Annotated in this window: 15 protein-coding genes and 1 pseudogene; 8 read left to right on the forward strand and 8 right to left on the reverse strand. The window is 71.4% G+C overall.

What is annotated here, in order from left to right; all coding sequences use genetic code 11:
• Positions 1 to 183 precede the first annotated feature (183 nt).
• From AB0C82_RS24265 to AB0C82_RS24275, 3 genes are all read left to right on the forward strand, one after another.
• The gene (locus AB0C82_RS24265) at positions 184 to 663 is read left to right on the forward strand and encodes a hypothetical protein (RefSeq protein WP_362845593.1); all 480 of its coding nucleotides are present in this window, start codon (positions 184 to 186) and stop codon (positions 661 to 663) included.
• A gap of 94 nt (positions 664 to 757) precedes the next feature.
• Complete coding sequence (locus tag AB0C82_RS24270) at positions 758 to 1,390, forward strand: DUF305 domain-containing protein (protein WP_362845595.1); 633 nt, start codon at positions 758 to 760, stop codon at positions 1,388 to 1,390.
• An 84-nt stretch (positions 1,391 to 1,474) separates the two neighbouring features.
• Complete coding sequence (locus AB0C82_RS24275; protein WP_362845597.1) at positions 1,475 to 2,353, forward strand: F510_1955 family glycosylhydrolase; 879 nt, start codon at positions 1,475 to 1,477, stop codon at positions 2,351 to 2,353.
• Positions 2,354 to 2,844: 491 nt separating this feature from the next.
• Here the strand turns inward: AB0C82_RS24275 and AB0C82_RS24280 are convergent, their stop codons facing one another.
• On the reverse strand, positions 2,845 to 3,450 hold the full coding sequence (locus AB0C82_RS24280; RefSeq protein WP_362845599.1) for a TetR family transcriptional regulator: 606 nt from the start codon (positions 3,448 to 3,450) through the stop codon (positions 2,845 to 2,847).
• 115 nt (positions 3,451 to 3,565) lie between these two features.
• On the opposite strand from AB0C82_RS24280, the gene AB0C82_RS24285 reads away from it, so the two are divergent.
• The 3 genes and pseudogenes from AB0C82_RS24285 (at position 3,566) to AB0C82_RS24295 (ending at position 6,072) form a co-directional block, all read left to right on the forward strand.
• Positions 3,566 to 4,423: a class I SAM-dependent methyltransferase gene (locus AB0C82_RS24285; protein ID WP_362845601.1), complete on the forward strand. Its 858-nt coding sequence runs from the start codon at positions 3,566 to 3,568 to the stop codon at positions 4,421 to 4,423.
• A 142-nt stretch (positions 4,424 to 4,565) separates the two neighbouring features.
• Positions 4,566 to 4,700: pseudogene (locus AB0C82_RS24290) on the forward strand (IS5/IS1182 family transposase); the annotation flags it as partial.
• A gap of 151 nt (positions 4,701 to 4,851) precedes the next feature.
• Positions 4,852 to 6,072 carry a metallophosphoesterase gene (locus AB0C82_RS24295; RefSeq protein ID WP_362845603.1) on the forward strand — a complete coding sequence of 407 codons (1,221 nt, stop codon included), beginning with the start codon at positions 4,852 to 4,854 and terminating at the stop codon, positions 6,070 to 6,072.
• Between the two features lie 152 nt (positions 6,073 to 6,224).
• Here AB0C82_RS24295 and AB0C82_RS24300 read toward each other — a convergent pair whose 3' ends face one another.
• From AB0C82_RS24300 to AB0C82_RS24330, 7 genes are all read right to left on the reverse strand, one after another.
• Positions 6,225 to 6,791: a hypothetical protein gene (locus AB0C82_RS24300; protein ID WP_362845605.1), complete on the reverse strand. Its 567-nt coding sequence runs from the start codon at positions 6,789 to 6,791 to the stop codon at positions 6,225 to 6,227.
• A complete protein-coding gene (locus AB0C82_RS24305) occupies positions 6,788 to 7,723 on the reverse strand; it encodes a hypothetical protein (protein ID WP_362845607.1) in 936 nt (311 codons plus the stop codon). Before AB0C82_RS24305 ends, AB0C82_RS24300 begins: the two co-directional genes overlap by 4 nt.
• 22 nt (positions 7,724 to 7,745) lie before the next feature.
• Positions 7,746 to 9,887 carry a hypothetical protein gene (locus AB0C82_RS24310; protein ID WP_362845609.1) on the reverse strand — a complete coding sequence of 714 codons (2,142 nt, stop codon included), beginning with the start codon at positions 9,885 to 9,887 and terminating at the stop codon, positions 7,746 to 7,748.
• Positions 9,884 to 10,639 (reverse strand): hypothetical protein, encoded by a 756-nt coding sequence (locus tag AB0C82_RS24315; protein WP_362845611.1) that lies wholly within the window; start codon positions 10,637 to 10,639, stop codon positions 9,884 to 9,886. The genes AB0C82_RS24310 and AB0C82_RS24315 overlap by 4 nt, the downstream gene beginning before the upstream one ends.
• Before the next feature lie 128 nt (positions 10,640 to 10,767).
• The gene (locus AB0C82_RS24320) at positions 10,768 to 11,283 is read right to left on the reverse strand and encodes a hypothetical protein (protein WP_362845613.1); all 516 of its coding nucleotides are present in this window, start codon (positions 11,281 to 11,283) and stop codon (positions 10,768 to 10,770) included.
• A 224-nt stretch (positions 11,284 to 11,507) separates the two neighbouring features.
• Positions 11,508 to 12,218, reverse strand: coding sequence for a Crp/Fnr family transcriptional regulator (locus AB0C82_RS24325; RefSeq protein ID WP_362845615.1), 711 nt, complete (start codon positions 12,216 to 12,218; stop codon positions 11,508 to 11,510).
• A gap of 327 nt (positions 12,219 to 12,545) precedes the next feature.
• A complete protein-coding gene (locus AB0C82_RS24330) occupies positions 12,546 to 13,127 on the reverse strand; it encodes a helix-turn-helix domain-containing protein (RefSeq protein WP_362845617.1) in 582 nt (193 codons plus the stop codon).
• Positions 13,128 to 13,266: 139 nt separating this feature from the next.
• On the opposite strand from AB0C82_RS24330, the gene AB0C82_RS24335 reads away from it, so the two are divergent.
• Positions 13,267 to 13,611 carry a hypothetical protein gene (locus AB0C82_RS24335; RefSeq protein WP_362845619.1) on the forward strand — a complete coding sequence of 115 codons (345 nt, stop codon included), beginning with the start codon at positions 13,267 to 13,269 and terminating at the stop codon, positions 13,609 to 13,611.
• Entirely contained in the window at positions 13,608 to 14,564 is a 957-nt protein-coding gene (locus AB0C82_RS24340; RefSeq protein ID WP_362845621.1) for a DMT family transporter, read from the forward strand. The genes AB0C82_RS24335 and AB0C82_RS24340 overlap by 4 nt, the downstream gene beginning before the upstream one ends.
• Positions 14,565 to 14,596: the final 32 nt, after the last annotated feature.

Here is a 14,596-nt window from a genome sequence, read left to right on the forward strand (position 1 = left end):
CGCCGGCCTGCCAAGTGCTCGTAACAGGGGACTCCGGCCGGCCCGGGCTACACATTCGGCGGTCGGTGGCAGTGCCGGGAAGCCGGCCGAACACGATGGCGGCACGGTCATCGGCGGAACACGATCGCGCGGCGGGCTCGTGTCCCCCGCGGCTCGGCTATCGTCGGCGACGGAGGTACCGGTATGGCGGAGCAGTACACACGAGCGGTGGGCCTGGCAGCACGGCTCCTGCTCGTCGTGGTGCTGGCACTAGGCGTGTTCGTGATGCACACCGTCGGTCACCCCGGTGCCGACTCGGGTGCGGGGATGGTCCACTCCTCGCACGAGACAGGCACGGGCACGATGCCCAGTGGGCACGGACACCACACGGACGCCACCACCGATACGGGTCCGCCTACTGCCATGGCGGCCGTGGCCCCGTATGCCGTCCCGGCGCCGACCGGTGCCGTTGCACCGCCGGATGCGCCGGGCGAGGCCATGGACATGGCCTCGCTGTGCGTGGCAATTCTCGGCACCTGGGCTATGGCCGCACTGCTGCACGGGGTGTTCATGGGCCGACGCGGCCGGCTCGCCGAGTTCGCTGCCGAGGTTCTGACCGCCGTACGCCCTGATCCTCCACCCAGAGCACCAGCCCTCGCACAACTGTCGGTTCTGCGCATCTAGGCCGGTCGTCCCGCGCGGTGAGCCCTACCGGGCCGACCGCCGAACACGCCTGCTCAGCTGCTCATCGTGAATCGACCACACGAGGTACATGAACATGATCAACTTCAAGCGTGCCCTCCACCGGCCACTGCACCCCCGCGTCGCGGTAGCAGGAGCCGTCGCCGCCGCGGCACTGCTGCTCGCCGCCTGCGGCGACAACAGCCCTGACTCCCCCTCTTCGTCGCCGGAATCCAACGCGTCGGCCGCGCCCCGCGCGTTCAACGACGCGGATGTCACGTTCGCGCAGGCGATGATCCCGCACCACCAGGAAGCCCTGGAGATGGCTGGCATGGCCGACGGCCGCGCGTCAGACCAGAGGATCAGGACCTTGGCCGGACAGATCGAGGAAGCCCAGGCCCCCGAGATCAAGACCCTGCGGTCGTGGCTCACGTCGTGGGGCAAGCCTGAGTCGCCCGGCATGGAGCACAGCGGGACGGGACATGGCGGTGGGGACATGCCGGGCATGATGTCCGACGAGGACATGGATGCGCTCGTCGACGCCGTGGGCACGGACTTCGACCGCAGATTCGCCCAGATGATGATCGAACACCACAACGGGGCCATCGACATGGCGAAGGACGAGCAGGAGAACGGCCTCAGCGGGGCGGCCAAGAAGTTCGCCGGCAAGGTCATTGACGACCAGTCCACCGAGATCAAGCAGATGCAGAGCGTCCTCGACCAACTCTGATCCGCACCGTTCACGCCGCTGTTCCGGCTTCAGCACGAGGGCCCGGAACAGCGGCATCCCCTTACCCTCGGCAGGACCAGGAAGATGAAGAACATACTGCGAAGGCCCCTCGCCACCACAGCGGTGCTCGCGCTCGGACTGACCGCCTGTTCCAGTTCCTCCGGCACCGACTCCGGCACCGCGGTCACAGAGTCGCCCGCGTCGGTACACGGCCACGTTCACGGGCTGGGCATCGACCCCGCCGACCAGCAGTTGTACGTCGCCACCCACGAAGGGATCTTCACCCCGGGCAAGAACGGCGCAGCCGTACGGGTAGGTGACAGTGAGGAGGACTTCATAGGCTTCACCGTGGCCAAGGCCGGAACATTCCTGGCCATGGGCACCCCTACCCCGGGCACCGGCGGCCCGGCCGGACGCGGGCTGATCGAGAGCACCGATTCCGGGAAGACGTGGAAGAGCCGCGATCCGGCCGGGAAGGTCGACTTCCAGGCCCTCGACTACGCCCACGGCACCATCGTCGGCTATGACGGCACCAACGCCGCGATCCGCGTCAGCAAGGACGGCGCCACCTGGGACGACCGGGCCACCTTCCAGGCACTCGACATCGCGGTCAGCCCGGTCGACCCGGATGTCGTGCTGGCCACCACCGCCGACGGGATCGCGAAGAGCACCGACGGCGGCAGAACGTTCGCCGCGGGCCGGCATCCGGTGATGGCCTTCGTCTCGTGGGCCACCTCCCGGGCCTTGTACGGGCTCGACGACTCGGGCGGCCTCCACCGGAGCACCGACGGTGGTGCAACCTGGCAGCGGACGGGCACCGTGCCCGGCGGACAGACCCAGGCGCTCACGGCCGTCGACGCCCAGCACATCCTGGCCGCCGCCTATACGGGCGTCTACGAATCCAGGGACGGCGGCAAGACCTTCGCCAAACGGTTCGAGGTCGTCGCCGGCGACGGTCACTGAACCGCGGGTGCTCGGATTGCCGGCAGAGCTCTTCCCTCGATCCGAGCACCTGCGGGCACTGGAGGTGTCCCCTCGGCGGGTGGCCCTGTTCAGGCCCTCCTGCGGCCGCAGGAGGGTGCCCGTCATCGGCGGGTGACGCCGAGTGCCCGTGCCGCTGTTCCCGGCCCCTGGAATCCATCTGCGACAAGCAGGGCTGACGGCAGTTCACGCGCGCGTGCGTCTTCGGCGCCGGACCAGGCACACCGTCGGCGACGGCACGTCCTGGACCTGGAACGGCCGCCTCCCCGAGGGTCCGAAGGCAGCCGTGCAGACTGCGGGCCCCACCCGTCTCCTGGCCGCACAACGGTCACGGCGTCCACCTGCCGGTCCCCGCCAGCGCCAGCACAGGGCGCTGACCCGCCCTCCGCCGGCATCAACCCACTGTCGTACGGCACCCGGCAGGGGATGCCAGCCGGGCGCAGGCACCTGGCCCCCTGCCTTGGGCCGGAGGACTACGCCGTCGGCGGCTGCCCGCCGCCGAGCAGAACGGCCAGCAGCCGCCGGGTGGTCGCCTCCGCGGTCTCTCCCTGTCCAGGAACGCGTGTCATCAGCAGGTGGTGAACCGTGCCGACCAGCGCGAGCGCGATGGTGGCCGTGTCGGCGCCGGCGGCCAGCCGGCCGCCGCGCTGCTCCGCCTGCAAGTAGGCGGTGAAAGCGTGCTGGATCGCATCGAAGGCGGGCGCGCCGGACTGGAACCCCTCCCGGGTGTGCAACGCGGCTGCCGGACGGGTCATCGCCAGCCCCACCACTGCCGCGGGCAGCGCCTCCAGCAGGTCGAGGACGACCTCCTGGAGGTTGCCCGCGACCGTGCCCTCGCCCACCTTCACCTCCAGCGCCCCGGCCTGACGGGCGCTGCGCGCGAACCGGTCCAGGAGCAGCTCGGCGACGAACTCGTCCAGCCCGGTGAAATGCGTGTGCAGGACCCCCTTGCCGCAGTCCGCCTCCGCGGTGATCGCGCGGCTGGTCAGAGCCGCAGCGCCGTCCCGGGCCACCACCCGCTCCGCAGCCGCGAACAACCGCTCACGCAAATCCGGAATCGCCACTCCACGAGGTGACACAACCGCCCCTTCCCTCAATCCCATTGCAAGTATGGGCATCCGCCCATACTGTTTGGGCACTTGCCCATACTAGGGTCGGGGCGCCCTGCCGCGTTCCGGCGGGAGGGAGTCACTCATGGCTCAGTTCACCAACACCGCGCAGGCCGAGGCATGGAACGGATACGAGGGCGAGCAGTGGGCCCGCAGCCAGGACCGCTGGGACGCGGTCAACGACGGCTTCAACCAGCCCCTCCTGGATGCCGCGGCCGTCGCGGAGACCGATCGGGTGCTGGACGTGGGCTGCGGGGCCGGCCGCACCACCCGCCTCGCGGCCCTGCGTGCCGGCCGGGGGCAGGCACTGGGGCTGGACCTGTCCGGCCCGATGCTGGCGAAGGCCAGGGAGAGCGCCGCGCGGGAGCGGGTGAGGAACGTCTCCTTCGTCCAGGGCGACGCGCAGGTGCACGCGTTCGACGCCGAAGGCTTCGATGCGGTCATCAGCCGGTACGGCATGACGTTCTTCGCCGACCCCGTGGCCGCGTTCACCAACCTCCACCGCGCGCTGCGCCCCGGCGGCCGGCTGGCCTTCGTCTGCGCGGCCGGAGCAGAGGCCAACCAGTGGCTTGAGGCGCTGTCCTCCTTGGAGGCCATCGTGCCGCTCGGCGGCTTCGGCAAGGCCGACGGCCCCGGCATGTTCTCCCTCACCGACCCCGACCGCATCCGCGCCCTGGCCACCGCGGGCGGGTTCACCGGTGTCGACGTGCGGCGCGTCGAGGTGCCGGGGAAGTGGGGTGCCGACGCGCGGGACGCCGCGGGGTTCCTGCTGGACTCCGGACCCGGACGCCACCTGCTCAGCCAGGTCACCCCGCAGCAGCAGACCGAGGCGCGCCAGGCGCTGACCGATGCTCTCAGCCGTTATGAGGCGGATGGAGCGGTGTGGCTGCGCAGCAGCTCATGGCTGGTCACCGCCGTACGCGGGGGCACGAAGCAGCGCTGACCGGCCCGGGCAGGTCCGTGGTGGATCAGGAGCGGACCATGCGGGCGATCGCATGGGACGCCTCGGCGATCTCGTCCTGGGCCCCTCGCCGCCTTGCGGGCTATGGCGTCGGCCGGTCGGCTGCGGCGGGGGATGGGTTCGGCGGCGCGTACGGGACTGGACCGAAGCCGGCGTACTGCCCCGCCTGTATGAGTTCCTGCTCGCAGAACCGCACAGAGAGGGCCGGCTGGAGACGGATGACGCCGCGCTCGACGGCTCGCCCGTCAGTGCGCTCAAGGGCAGCTCACACCGGACCTTCCCGGGTCGGCCGTGAGGCGGTGCACCTGGCCTTCAGGCCGTCCAGAATGCTTCGCGCAGTAGCGGTCCGGCCGGCCCGAGGGCGACCGGATACAGTGCGCGGGACGGCAGCCTGGTTTGTGAGGGGAAGCGTGACCGACACCAGCGACACCCGACCCGCCGACAGGGACGCGCAAGCGCCGCGGCAGAGCCGACTGCACCGCGTGATGCGCTACATCCCCCTGATCGCCCCCGTCCTGCTGTGGGCCGTGCCCTGCTGGGTGCTCCTGTACAGCGGCCAGCACTGGCCGCTGTACGTCACGCTCGTCGGCACCGCCCTGTTCGTCCTCGGGCTCGTCGGTATGCCGCTCGCGATGGGTCGCGGCCACGGCCGGCGCCAGCAGGACCGGGCGGCGATCGTCGGTGACACCCTGCTGGGCGCCAGCTGGGTCCTGTTCACCTGGTCCGTTCTGCTCGGCGTCCCGTTGCGGCTCGTCCTGAGCGTGGCCGGCGTCGACGGGAGTCAGGACCGGGCTCGAATCGTCACCTGGGCCGTCCTCGGCGTAACCGCCGTACTGCTCGCCTGGGGCTACGCCGAAGCCCGCCGCGTGCCACGCGTGCGCCGGCTCGACGTGCGACTCCCCCGGCTGGGTGCCGGGTTGGACGGCATCCGCGTCGTCCTCATCAGCGACACCCACTACGGTCCCCTCGATCGCACTCGCTGGTCGGCACGGGTATGCGAGAGGGTGAACTCCCTGGAAGCCGACCTGGTCTGCCACACCGGTGACATCGCGGACGGCACGGCCGAACGCCGCCGCGCCCAGGCCGCCCCTCTCGGAACCGTGCGGGCCACCCACGCCCGTGTGTACGTCACCGGCAACCACGAGTACTACAGCGAGGCCCAGGGCTGGGTCGACCTGATGGACGAGCTGGGCTGGGAGCCGCTGCGCAACCACCATCTGCTGCTCGAACGCGGAGGCGACACCCTCGTGGTCGCCGGCGTGGACGACGTCACTGCCGAGTCCTCAGGGCTGGCGGGTCACCGCGCCCACCTCGCCGGAGCCCTGGACGGCGCCGACCCCGACCTGCCCGTCCTGCTCCTGGCACACCAGCCCAAGTTCATCGACCGGGCGGCGGCCGAGGGCATCGACCTCCAGCTCTCCGGCCACACCCACGGTGGCCAGATCTGGCCCTTCCACCACCTGGTCCGTCTCGACCAGCCCGCCCTCGCCGGCCTCAGCCACCACGGCGCCCGTACCCTCCTCTACACCAGCCGCGGCACAGGCTTCTGGGGGCCGCCGTTCCGCGTCTTCGCCCCCAGCGAGATCACCCTGCTCGTGCTCCGCTCCCCGCAGCTGCCCACCTCGATGTAGCCCTCGACGAGCGACACATCCTCTCGGCGCAGACCACGAGCCGAGGTCCGGAACACATGCGGGCCCAGATGTCGGCCGGACGGGCACAGGGCGCCGGGGAAGCCGCGGCACCGGCTCCCACGGCGCCGGTCCGCGCCCTCTCCCCGGCGGGCCTACTCGTCCGGGGTGGCGACCGCGGGTCCGGTAACCTCCGCGCTGTCCTCCAGGACAGGATGCTCGGGATTCTCCAGCCAGACCTGGAACGAGTCCCACCAGGCCACGACCGGTGCCTCCTCGCGAACCGGGTCGTCGGCACCGCCTATGACGTGCATGTTGTAGCCGGCCAGATACACGAGCAACAGGGCGCCGACCACCTTGTACGAGGCGCGGGAGCAGGCACGCATGGCCTTGCCGACGCCGCCGCCCGCCGACGTGACCCAGTCCGTGACGTTCTCCACCCACCGCCCGTACAGCCGCAGCGGAAGCGGGATGCCGCGGTCGGCCCGGACGAGCAGCAGCGTGCAGCCGTACTCGGGTGCCAGCAGCACGCTGCCCAGCAGCCGCGAGAGTTTGGCGCCGGCCCAGTCGGCGACACCGTGCAGGGCGGGCAGCACACGGTGGAGCACGACCCGGAGCACCACGGCCGACGCGACGACCAGCGCCACGATCCGGAGGGGGTAGACCAGCCAGGAGAAGGCGTCGGACCAGAGGTCCCCGAGCAAGCCGAACAGGTCGGTCACGGCGCCTGGTCCTTCGTCCCGCCGTCGTTGTCCTGGGGCCGCTCGTCCTCGCGCCTGCGGTCCCTGCGCCGAGGCCTGCCGCCGGCGAGTTGCTGGATCGGGGAGGAGGACGGGGCGGAAGGCAACTCTGCCCGCGCCCTCGGCAACGCGCCGCCGAGCCGCTCGACCAACTGGTCGATGGCCGCGACCCTTTCGTGTTCCTCGCCGCCACCGGCCGAGTGCACCGCCTTGACCACCTCCAGATGGGCGGCCACCGCCAGGTGCCTCTCCTCCTGGTGGGTGCGGAGGAAGTCCACGACGGAGTCGGGATTCCTGACCAGCGCCTCGGCCATCAGCCCGATCTCGCCCTCGTCGAAGATCTCCCGCGCGTTGCCCCGCTTGAGCCGGTCGAGCCGGCCGGTGCGGGTGATGTCGGTGACCTCGCCGTCGGGCCGCAGGACGCAGGACACCTCCAGGACCTCCAACACCGTGTCGGCCATCGAGAGGGTGGACAGCTCGCTTCCGATCCAGGCCTCGAAGTCCGCGATCTCGTCCAGCTCGTAGCGCCGCGCCTCCGCCGTCAACTGGCGCAGCAACCGGCGCTCCAAGAGGCGCGGCACGTCGATGGGGCCGTGCTCCGCCGCCGCACGGGCGTCGCTGATCCGCCAGTCCACGTCGATGCTGCCCTGAAAGCGCAGCCCGCGGTCCGCACTGTCGAGTTCGACGTCCAGCGTCGTGGTGTGTTCCCGGAGGTCCACGATCCAGTACTCGTCCCGTGCCCGGAACCAGTTCATGCCCGATGTGGGCACTTCGCCCTTGGGCAGCGGCCGCAGGTGCGTGCCCGCCCGCAGCACGGCGCACTCGCCCGCGCCCGGCCTGGCCTCGGGAGGTACCTCCCGGGGGCGGACCACTGTGAAGGGCCCGCGCACCGGCCCGTCGGCGTCGATCGTCACTGTGACTCCCTGGTGATGTCGTTCAGCGGAGCTTGTCGAGTTCCCGCGAGGCCAGCTCCGCCGTGTGCGAGGGCTGGGAGGAATCGCGGGCCATGCGCGAGAGAAGGTGGTCCATACGGCGGAAGTCGCTGGGGGTGTCGACGAGTTCGTCGAGCAGGTCGAGCAGGGCCTCGCGGGACTCGCCGTGCCGGTCGGCCTGCCGGATCCATGAGCCCAGTGTCCTCAGCGCCTCGGCCGAGGTCGCCCGGTGGGAGAGCGCCGCCTGCCACAGCTCGATCACGTCCTGGTCGGTGTCGGCCGGACCGTCGCGCTGCTCGGAGGCATCGGCGCGGCCGCCGCTCTGGAACCGGTCGAACAGCCACAACGGCGTCGGCCAGTGGACCGCGTCCGGACGGCCCTCCGTCCCCCGGACCCGGCACACCCGCAGGAACGCGCCGAGCAGGTTACGGCGGGCGGCGCCTTCGGCGTCCCGCAACCACACGCCCATCGCTTCGAGTACGAGGCCGGACAGGCCGCCCGCGAAGGCTGCCGTCAGGCCGGCCTTCGCCGACCAGGCCACGCCCGCGTCGTCCGTGCCCAGGAGATCGCCGAGTCCCTGGACGCCCGCGACCGGATGCGCGGGACTGACCGCCAGTCCCCAGGCCAGCGCGGCGGTCATCCGCCGGTACCGGTTGCCGGCCGCGCTCCAGGACTCGACCAGGCCCAGCGCGTGGGCCGCGACGGTCGGGTCCTGGACGGAGACCGAGAGCGCGATCGCCGCGGCCACCCTGTCCCGGTGGTCGGAGGACAGCGACCAGGGCTGGAACACCTGCTCGGCGATCTGTGTGAAGTCGAGCAGCGAGAGCCGGCCCAGCGAGACCGCGGCCCGGCGCCGTACGGCCTCGGACGGGTCGTGGACCAGGTCCGACAGCCACCTCAGGAGCGGTTCGGAGTCGTCGTAACGCCAGACCACATCCACCAGGGCGGCGGCCAGACCGCTTCCCGCGAAGTCCACCACTTCGGTGGGGCTGCTGCCGTACCGGGTGTGCGCGATGCCCTTACGCGTGACGGCGTGGATGTCGTCAAGCCGGCTTTGCCGCGTCTCGGTGAGGAACTGCCGTGAGCGGGGCGTGTCGTGGCTCCCCGCCTCGTGCACCAGGTCTGCCAGCAGGTGCTCCAGCTGACGCACCGTGGCGTAGGGGAATCCGCCGAAGAAGGCGGTGGATATGGCGAGTTCGCGGGCGGATCCGGTCGCTTTGAGCAGTTCACCGGCGACCCGCTCGGCCTGGCCGGTGACCTGTGCCATACAGGTGGCGACGGCGGACTCGTCATCGGTGGTGAGCGCCAGCTCACGGGCGATGCGGGCGATCTCGCCGGGAGGTGGCGACTCGGTCAGCCACGCCGCGATCCGGGGGTCCCGGAGCAGCGTGTCGGCGCGCCCGGACCGGTCGGGGAGCCGGTGGCGCAGATGGCTGCGGAACACGGCGGCGGCGTCAGGGCGGCCATCCCCGCACACCGTCCACTCCCTCAGGTCCTCCGGCAGTCGTGCGGCGTCCTCCACGGTGATCACCAGGTAGGCGTGGCGGCGCGTCATGAGTCCCGACAGCCGGGTGAGGGCGAAGTCGGTCAGCGCGGACCCCGCGCCTGCCTCCAGGACGTAGGCGCAGTCACGCCGGACGTCCTCCGTGGTCAGGGTGTCCGGGTGGGTGCCGGGTTGCAGGAAGCGGCACTCGCCGTCGTCCGGGAGTACCGTCACCGCGAGGGCCGAGGCCAGGAAGCGGCGTCCGGTGTGCCGGGCACCGCTGAGTACGACGAGGTGCTGACGCCGCAACAGCTCCTCGGCGGCGTCGGCGCATCCCGGCCGGACGTACACCTGTTCCAGCTCGGTCCTCCCGGCTGCCGACAGCCGGTACCAGCTCGGCCGCCGGGCGCCGCCCATGTTGAGCACGAACTGGTCGCCGCCGACGATGGAGTGGGCCCTCACCCGGCGGGCGAAGTTCATGGAGGCCGCTCCGCCGAAGCGGTCCACGTCCTCGTCGAGGTCGGACCGCAGCCGGTGCATGACGTCGGGGTCGAACTGCCCGTCGCCGTAGGCACTGTCGCCGTCCGCCTCGTCCGGGCCGGCGTTGTCCTGGCCCCTGCCGTCCGTCCGGTCCGGATCGACCTCGGACTCCGCGGCGCTCATCGATAGCTCACGTGATCGCGACCGATCACGTTCCTCGCCCGGACGTCGCCGTGGAAGGTCATGCCGCCCGAGGGGGCCGGATCCCTCCGGTCGGAGGCGGGCGGGTTACCGGGGTCCTTACGGGCGGCGCTCTCCTCGCGGACCCGGCCCGTGCCCCCGACGGCCGGAGTCAGCCAGACGGGCACGGCCGAAGCGCCCTTGACCGTCAATCGGTACGGGGTGAAGTCGTTCGGGTCCAGCTCACCGTGACCGTGCCGGACCGCTCCGTGCCAGATCGACTCCGACACGGCCAGCGCGTACGAGCCACTGCCGTCCGCGAGTGCGCTGCGCAGCTCTTCGGCGTCCAGCAGCCCGTGCAGGAGGTTGACGTCCGCACCGTCGGCGTCGGTCCCGTCGGCGGTCGGCAGCAGATACCCGCCGTGCACCACGAGTCGCAGCCCGAGCCCGAGCGCTTCCGACGACCTCTTGTTGTGGCGGCGCAGCAGCCTGCCCAACTCCACGGTGACCGCCTCCACCACCGGTACCGGAGAGATGCCCGGCCGGAAGTCGTAGCGCCCGCCGTCACCCCGGCTCCGGAGCTCGTAGTCGTCCGGTCCCACCCCTTGCCGCCGCAGCGCCTCGGCGACCAATTCCGTGTGTGCGGCCCGGAGTTGCGGCAGCAGGCTGTCATCGCGGGCGGGGTGCGAGGAGCCCTTCACATCCACGCCGAGCATGACGTGGTGGATGGGGTTCGGTCCGGAGATGTGCGGCATACGTCCTGCTTCCGAAGTTGTGCACGCGCCGGAAATCTCGCGCCCGGCCCGACCTGCGGGCTGCCACCCGCGAAGGTGAGGACGCGAGAATAGCCACGTGCGGTGTTATTTACCAATTGATCATCAGATCATGTCCACAGGAATACGATGAGTGACGCCAGGAGTGCCGCACCGGCCACAAGGGCCCAGATCAGAGCCTTGCGGAACGCGGCGAACTTGCGTTCCGCGATGGTCGCCAGGTCCGCTGCGTGCCGCCAGGCCTCGTGCCGCACGGCCCCGGGTTCACCGGCCATGAGCGTGGCCGGTTCCCTCGTGACGAGCGTCGGCCAGCCGTACCGGGTCGACGCGCTCGTGGTCGACCGTGGTGACAGCGTGCGCAACAGGTACCAGCCGGACGCCGTCACCGCAGCCGTCGCGATGACCGTCAGGGCAACCGTCATCACCTCGGCGGCGGAGTGCGGAGGGGTCATCGCACGCAGCGACCGCGCCTGCGTCAGCAGCCCGCCGGTGAAGATCCCCAGCGCGGTCGCCAGCAACCCCGCCTTGGCGTCGGCCGCGAAGATGACACCGCTCACCTGCGAGATGGCCAGCGTCGCATCCGCACCCGGCTCGAAATCCCCTGCTGTACGGCCCTCGTCCACCATGCGGTCCCCCTGGTTCCGATCACGTCGAGCGGTTGACGGCGTGCCCCGCGGGCGCCGTCCGATGACGCACCACGCGACAGCGGACACCCGCCACCCGGTTGTCCGTGTGCGGTCGACGCGTCGACCGTCACCCCCGTGTGTGACGGGCGACGCGTCGGCCGCCGCCCTCCATGAGTAGTCCCCTCGCGCGCCGACTTCTGCCTCAGATGACGCAGAGAGCGGCGTCAACCGCAGTCCGGGTTCCAGCTGTTGAGCCTCGCGGGGTCCAGCACCACGATGATGCCGCGCGCCGTGCCGACGATTCCGAGGTCGTGCAGGTCCCGCAGGGTGCGCACCACCGACTCGCGTGAAGTCCCCGCGGCTCCTGCGAGCTCCTGTTGTGTCATCGGCACGGCCAGTGCGGCCGGCGCCCAGTCGGAGGCCGGCGTTCCGTGGCGTTCGGCGAACTCCAGGAGCACGTGGGCGATGCGCACCCCGGCGGAGCGGGAGCCCAGCGCTTCACGGTGCCCGTCGGAATGCCTCAGCCTGCCGCTGACACCGCGCAGCACCGCCAGGGCGAGATCACCGTGCTCCTGGAGCAGTACGGCGAAGCGCGCCGCCGCGATGATCACCCCACGCACCGGGCGCACGGCGGTCACGGTCGCCGAGCGGTTACCACCGTCCAGGACGGCGAGCTCGCCGACCAGCTCACCGGGCCCGCGGAACGCCAGCAGGCTGGTGTAGCCGTTGACTGCCTCGGTGGTGATCTTCACGAGTCCCTGTTGCAGGAGGATCGCGCGGTCGCCGGGCTCGCCCCTGCGCATCAGCACCTCGCCGCGGGACCAGCCGTGGACGACACCGGCTTCACCCAACAACGCGAGGTGGTCCTGGCCGAGCACCGCAGGCCGGCTCGGCGGACGGCCCTCGGCACCACCCGACCGTGTACGCCCCTCCATGTCCCCCCTCACCCGTCTGCGGCCCTGGACGACCGGGCACGCACTGACGGGAGGCGCGGAAGCTTCGCGTGTCAGGGTGCCGATGTCCTGGTGGCACCGGGCCACGCCTCACCCTAGAACCGCGGGGAGCGTGCGGGGGCTCTTTCGGCGCACCCCGGGCAGCGACCGGACACCACCCCGCCTCCGGACGCGCCCCGCCGGACGCCCGGTCCCGCCCTCCCGGCACACGAGGGCGTTCGTTCTGCCGACCCGCCCCGAGCCGTCTCCTTGATGCAGGCGACGAAGTCGCCGGTGTTCGGGCGATGGCCGCTCGGGGCTTCGGCGAGCTCAGCCGCGTGGGCCCGCTCCATGCAGCAGGGTGTCGATGATGCGGGCGGCGAGGGTGTCGATGTCGATGCCGGTTTCGTCCGGGCTTCCGCGCAGGGACGCCCCGAGGAGCGCGTAGTAGACCCGCCGCACCCAGTGGAGGTCGGCTGCCTCGTCGATGAGCTTGTCCGCCCGGGCCCGTTCCAGCACGGTGATGCAGCGTCGGCCGATGTGCTCATGGAGGGCTGCCGCCTCACTGTCCGGATCCGCCGGCAGTTCCAGGGCGAATGCCCAGGCGCCCTTCACTTCGAGCACATTGGCAGTGATCCGGTGCAGTGCGACCGAGGGAGGGGCGGTGTCCGGCCGGCCGTCCTCCACGGCCTGGTGGAGCTGGCGGGCGGCCGACAGAGCCAGGGCGTCGACCAGTGCCTGCCGATGCGCGAACCGCCGGTGGATCGTCGTCCTGGCCACCCCCGCCGCAATCGCGATCTGCTCCATCGACGCGCCGGGATCCGTGGAGAGCACACGTTCGGCTGCCTCCAGGATCGCGCGCACGCTGCGCTCCGCGTCCGCCCGCAACGGCCGTGCCACTGTCTCGTTCATGGCGCCTCCCGCTCATCTGCTTGACTTCGAAATGATACACCGTTGGACCATCTCTCCATTAATTGCATCGGACCTGTTGCAGTTACGCAAGAGATGAGTACTCTTCTGTCTTAGTTCCTCGTCGAGCAGGAGAATTCCCGTGCATAGTGCAGCGCTCATCGCCGGCGCCTCATCCGGACTCGGGGCGGAGTTCGCCGCGCGGCTCGCCGCTCGCGGCCCGAGCGTCGGCCTGACGGTCGACATCGTCGGCCCCGCACGGGTCCGCGGCACGCGGGAGCGCTGCACGGGCGCGGTCGTGAACGCCGCTCTGCGCACACCGGAGCGCGACCGCGGCTGCGTCACCCCCGGACTCGGCGATGCCCTGCCCGCTCATACGCTGCCGCGCCGGCCGCTTACCCTGGCCGCCGCCGTCGCCGAGCGCGCCACCCGCAAGGGGCTCAGCCCCGCGGGCACCCAACCGCAACCGAAGGAGTACGCGGCATGAGTTCCTCCACCGTTCCGGCCGCGGGTGCCGCCGCCGCGATGCTGCTCGTCGGCACCTCGACGGCGGTCTCCGCGACGATCGCCGACTACCCGGTCCTCGGCGGCCAGGCCCTGCGCTACGCGCTCGCCGCGGCGATCCTCCTCGCCGTGGTACGCCACCGCCGTTTACCTCGGGCCGGCCTGACTCCCCGTGACTTCCTGCTCCTTCTGGCGCTGGCCGCCACCGGCCTGGCGGCCTTCAACGTCTTCCTCGTCGAGGCCACCCGGCACGCGAGCCCCGCCATGATCGGCACCGTGGTCGGAGCGATCCCCATCGTTCTCGCACTCGTCGGGCCGTTGACGGAACGCCGCCGGCCTGCCCCGCGCACCGTCGGCGCCGCGGTCGTCGTGACCCTGGGCGCCGCGGTCGCCGCAGGGCTCGGCGGCGGCAGCCTGCACGGTGTGCTGCTGTCGCTGGGAGCGCTCGTCGGAGAAGTCGCCTTCTCGCTGCTCGCTCTCCCCCTGCTGTCCAAACTCGGCCCCCTGAGGGTCGCCGCCTACCCCGCGGCGCTGGCCGTGCCCATGCTGCTGGCCGCGAGCGTCCTCCTGGAGGGGACGAGCTCCCTGCGCCTGCCCACCCCCACCGAAGCGGCCGCCTTCGGCTACCTCGGTGTACTCGTCACAGCCACTGCCTTCTTCCTCTGGTACGACGCGCTGCGCCGACTGGGCGCCGCACGTGCCGGACTCTTCGCCGGACTCGTCCCGGTGGGTGCCCTGGTGACCACCGTCGTACTCGGGCTCGGCGAGGCGGGCGTTGCTGATGTCGCCGGCGCCCTGCTCGTCACCACGGGTGTCCTGATCGGTATGCGGCAGCCTGCGCCGACCGACGTCGAGGGGCAGGCCGGCGGTCCCGACAGGCCTGCCCGGAGCGAAGACGACGAGCAGCGGGCGCCGGCCTCGGCCGAGCGAAAGTAGCGCAGGCTCAGTAACCAGGTGCCCGGCACCAC

It is taken from the genome of Streptomyces sp. NPDC048560 (assembly GCF_040650955.1).
Lineage (GTDB): Bacteria > Actinomycetota > Actinomycetes > Streptomycetales > Streptomycetaceae > Streptomyces.

What these genes read in the sequence shown, in the direction of transcription:
- AB0C82_RS24265 (WP_362845593.1), top strand. Translation starts at nt 184, where the DNA reads ATGGCGGAGCAGTACACACGAGCGGTGGGCCTGGCAGCACGGCTCCTG.
- AB0C82_RS24270 (WP_362845595.1), top strand. Translation starts at nt 758, where the DNA reads ATGATCAACTTCAAGCGTGCCCTCCACCGGCCACTGCACCCCCGCGTC.
- AB0C82_RS24275 (WP_362845597.1), top strand. Translation starts at nt 1,475, where the DNA reads ATGAAGAACATACTGCGAAGGCCCCTCGCCACCACAGCGGTGCTCGCG.
- AB0C82_RS24285 (WP_362845601.1), top strand. Translation starts at nt 3,566, where the DNA reads ATGGCTCAGTTCACCAACACCGCGCAGGCCGAGGCATGGAACGGATAC.
- AB0C82_RS24310 (WP_362845609.1), bottom strand. Translation starts at nt 9,887, where the DNA reads ATGAGCGCCGCGGAGTCCGAGGTCGATCCGGACCGGACGGACGGCAGG.
- AB0C82_RS24315 (WP_362845611.1), bottom strand. Translation starts at nt 10,639, where the DNA reads ATGCCGCACATCTCCGGACCGAACCCCATCCACCACGTCATGCTCGGC.
- AB0C82_RS24320 (WP_362845613.1), bottom strand. Translation starts at nt 11,283, where the DNA reads ATGGTGGACGAGGGCCGTACAGCAGGGGATTTCGAGCCGGGTGCGGAT.
- AB0C82_RS24325 (WP_362845615.1), bottom strand. Translation starts at nt 12,218, where the DNA reads ATGGAGGGGCGTACACGGTCGGGTGGTGCCGAGGGCCGTCCGCCGAGC.
- AB0C82_RS24330 (WP_362845617.1), bottom strand. Translation starts at nt 13,127, where the DNA reads ATGAACGAGACAGTGGCACGGCCGTTGCGGGCGGACGCGGAGCGCAGC.
- AB0C82_RS24340 (WP_362845621.1), top strand. Translation starts at nt 13,608, where the DNA reads ATGAGTTCCTCCACCGTTCCGGCCGCGGGTGCCGCCGCCGCGATGCTG.